Annotated in this window: 3 protein-coding genes; 1 reads left to right on the top strand and 2 read right to left on the bottom strand. The window is 71.6% G+C overall.

The window, feature by feature from the left end:
• The coding region (locus tag EBH09_RS07325; protein WP_121746109.1) for a DUF5685 family protein at positions 1–960 on the bottom strand (960 nt) is incomplete at its 3' end.
• Between the two features lie 289 nt (positions 961–1,249).
• Here EBH09_RS07325 and EBH09_RS07330 point away from each other — a divergent pair.
• A complete protein-coding gene (locus EBH09_RS07330; protein ID WP_121746110.1) occupies positions 1,250–1,687 on the top strand; it encodes a cell division protein SepF in 438 nt (145 codons plus the stop codon).
• Positions 1,688–1,747: 60 nt separating this feature from the next.
• Here the strand turns inward: EBH09_RS07330 and EBH09_RS07335 are convergent, their stop codons facing one another.
• Positions 1,748–2,941: an acyl-CoA dehydrogenase family protein gene (locus EBH09_RS07335; protein ID WP_121746111.1), complete on the bottom strand. Its 1,194-nt coding sequence runs from the start codon at positions 2,939–2,941 to the stop codon at positions 1,748–1,750.
• Positions 2,942–3,310 lie beyond the last annotated feature (369 nt).

Raw genomic sequence — 3,310 nt, forward strand, 5'->3', positions numbered from 1 at the left:
GGGCGGCTCCGGAGGCGTCGGCCCGCCCGGCCCACCCGGGGCCCCCGGGGTGCCGGGCGGGGCGTACGGGTGGCTGCCGTGGGCGCAGGAGACGGTGCCGAAGGCGCGGTCGACGGAGTTGCCCAGCTCGTGCACGAGCAGCCGGTGCACCAGCCGGCCGTCACCGAACTCGGCCTCGCGCAGTGCGAGCCGCACCCCGCGCACGGCGTCGTCCGCCAGCCGCCGGGCCTCCGTGAGCGGGGTCCCCGTGGCGGTGAGCGGGTTCCAGGCGCCCGACGCGGCGTCGGCTTCCTTGTCCTCCACGGCGTCGAGGAGATGGGCGAGCCGGCCGAAGAGGCGTCCGGCCTCGGCGAGCGGCTCCGCGTTGTGCGGCCGCCCGGCGAGGTACGCGGTGTGCGCGAACGCGGCCGCGGTCGCGGTCTCGGTCGGCTCGGTGACGGTGAGCAGGGGCGTGCCGGGCCCGGCGAGCGCCTCGATGCCGCCCTGCCGGTCAACGGCGTCGACCAGTACGCCGGTGTCGAACCCGACGGCACTGCCGCCGCGCGCTCCGGCCGCGTCCCAGCCCATGGCGACCCGGCGGGCGGCGAGGGCCACCGGCCGGCGGGCGAGCAGCCCGTCCCCGTCGGCGACGTGGTCACGCACCTTGGCCGAGGCCAGCACCAGGGAGACGGCCGCCGCGAGCCGGGCGCCCTCACCGTGCGCGACGGACGCGGTGCGCATTCCGCGCAGCGGACACGGCCCGGCCTTGCGCCGCCCGGCACCCCCGCCGACCCCGGCCGCGCCGTGGGCCTGAGCCTCCGTCAAAACCGATATGAGAAGCCCGTCATAGTTCGTCACGATCCGCGCGAACTGTCCGTGGTCCTTGCGCAGCGCGAGGCACAACCCGCACAAATGCGCCATCCACTGGCTCGTGAGGCTTTCTCCGAGCCGGTGCCTGCACGGCCTGACGATTCCGAACACGACATTCCCCCGTAGTGCGTACGACGTTGAGCTGCGGCATCGTATCGATCGCCGCGTTCACCCGTACGCACCCTCCCTCACCCGTGTGCCGGGAAGAATCATATTTCACTCACAGTCAGCATCCGTTTGGGAAAGGACCCTTGGGACACAAGGACTCTCGACGGATTCGCTGTGCACCAGTACCGTCACAAACCCCCCGGGCGGCGTCTATCCACTTGGCGCGACGTCCGCATCATGGATGACCATAGGGATGCGGAAGCACGAAAGACCGCTGTGAGAGGAGGCGTCCATGGGATCGGTACGCAAGGCGAGTGCGTGGCTCGGCCTCGTCGACGACAACGATGACGAGCGCTACTACGACGACGACTACACCGAGGGCTCCGACTCCGGGGACGCCTGGGTCACGGACCCGCGGGTGAAGGTGGCCTCCGACGTGGCGGAGGAGAAGGGCCGCCGCATCGCGACCGTCACCCCGGACAGCTTCCGGGACGCACGGTCCATCGGCGAGCTGTTCCGGGACGGGGTCCCGGTCATCATGAACCTGACGGCCATGGAGGCCACCGACGCCAAACGTGTGGTCGACTTCGCGGCCGGACTGATCTTCGGTCTGCGCGGTTCGATCGAGCGGGTGTCCACCCGGGTGTTCCTGCTGAGCCCGGCCGACACCCAGGTCATCAGCGGCGAGCCGGCCGCGCACCGTTCCGACGGTTTCTTCAACCAGAGCTGAGGCGGGGCCGCACACCACGGCCCCGCCCCCGCCGGACTCCTACGCGCTCCTACCGATCGACTACCGGAAGGCGTCGAGTCCGGTGAGCGCCTTGCCCAGCACCAGCTGGTGCATCTCGACGGTGCCCTCGTAGGTGAGCACCGATTCCAGGTTCGTCGCGTGCCGCATCACGGGGTATTCGAGGGAGATCCCGTTGGCGCCGAGGATCGTGCGGGCCGTACGGCAGATGTCGATGGCCTCGCGTACGTTGTTGAGCTTGCCGAAGCTGACCTGCTCGGGACGCAGGCGGCCGGCGTCCATGCGCCGCCCGAGGTGGTGGGCGAGCAGAATCCCCTTGTGCAGTTCGACCGCCATGTCGGCGAGCTTGGCCTGGGTGAGCTGGAAGCCACCGATGGGCCGCCCGAACTGCTCCCGCGACTTCGCGTACTCCACGGCCGCCTCGAAGGAGCTGCGGGCCGCGCCCATCGCGCCCCAGACGATGCCGTAGCGGGCGTGGGAGAGGCAGCTGAGCGGTCCGCGCAGGCCGGTCACCTCCGGCAGCACGGCGTCGGCGGGCAGCCGTACGTCGTCGAGGACCAGCTCGCTGGTGACGCTGGCCCGCAGCGACCACTTGTGCTTGATCTCGGGCGCGGAGAAACCGGCGCTGTCGGTCGGCACGACGAAGCCGCGGATCCCGTCCTCGGTCTGCGCCCAGACGACGGCGACACCGGCCACCGACCCGTTGGTGATCCACATCTTGCGCCCGTTGAGGACCCAGTCCCCACCGCCCTCGCGCTTGGCGTGGGTGCGCATGTTGGCGGGGTCGGAGCCGTGGTCGGGCTCGGTCAGCCCGAAGCAGCCGATGACCTCGCCGGCGGCCATGCGCGGCAGCCAGGTCCGCTTCTGCTCCTCGCTGCCGAAGCGGTGGATGGCGTACATGGCGAGGGAGCCCTGCACGGAGACGAGCGACCGGATGCCGGAGTCCGCCGCCTCCAGCTCCAGGCAGGCGAGCCCGTACTGCACGGCACTCGCGCCGGCGCAGCCGTAGCCGTCGAGGGACATGCCGAGGGCGCCGATGGAACCGAGTTCGCGGGCGAGGTCCCGGATGCCGGGCAGCTCGCCGTTCTCGTACCACTCCGCGATGTGCGGCAGCACGCGGTCCGTGGCCCAGGTGCGAACGGTGTCCCGGATCGCCAGGTCCTCCGGTTCGAGGAGGTCGTCGACGCCGAGGGGGTCGGCGGGGTCGAACGCGGGCAGCTTGGGGGACGAGGCCATGGGACACCCTCCGGAACGATAAAACTAGCAGTGCTAGTTACGGCTCGGAGCCGACGTTACGCGGCAGTGTGGCGCACGTCCACCCTGCTCTCCCACCATCCGCGGCCGCGGGTCGTGGCCCGTCGGCGCACACCACGGTCCCGCGACGAAAGCCGCGGCCGCCGACGGCGGCGGCCCACCGCCGAGGCGGTCTTCGCACCCCCACGGGCGACGTCCGCCCCGCTCCCGGCGGTGAACGGGCGACGCGTGGATGGGAGACCGATCGTTCACACCGAGACGCGGGACTCCACCGCGTCCCGAGGCGCGGGCACGGCCACCGCCTCACACTGCATGACCCGCGGCAGCCGCAACGCCATCACCGCCCCCAGC

Origin of the sequence: Streptomyces sp. E2N166 (genome assembly GCF_003671715.1) — a bacterium.
GTDB classification, from domain to species: domain Bacteria; phylum Actinomycetota; class Actinomycetes; order Streptomycetales; family Streptomycetaceae; genus Streptomyces; species Streptomyces thinghirensis.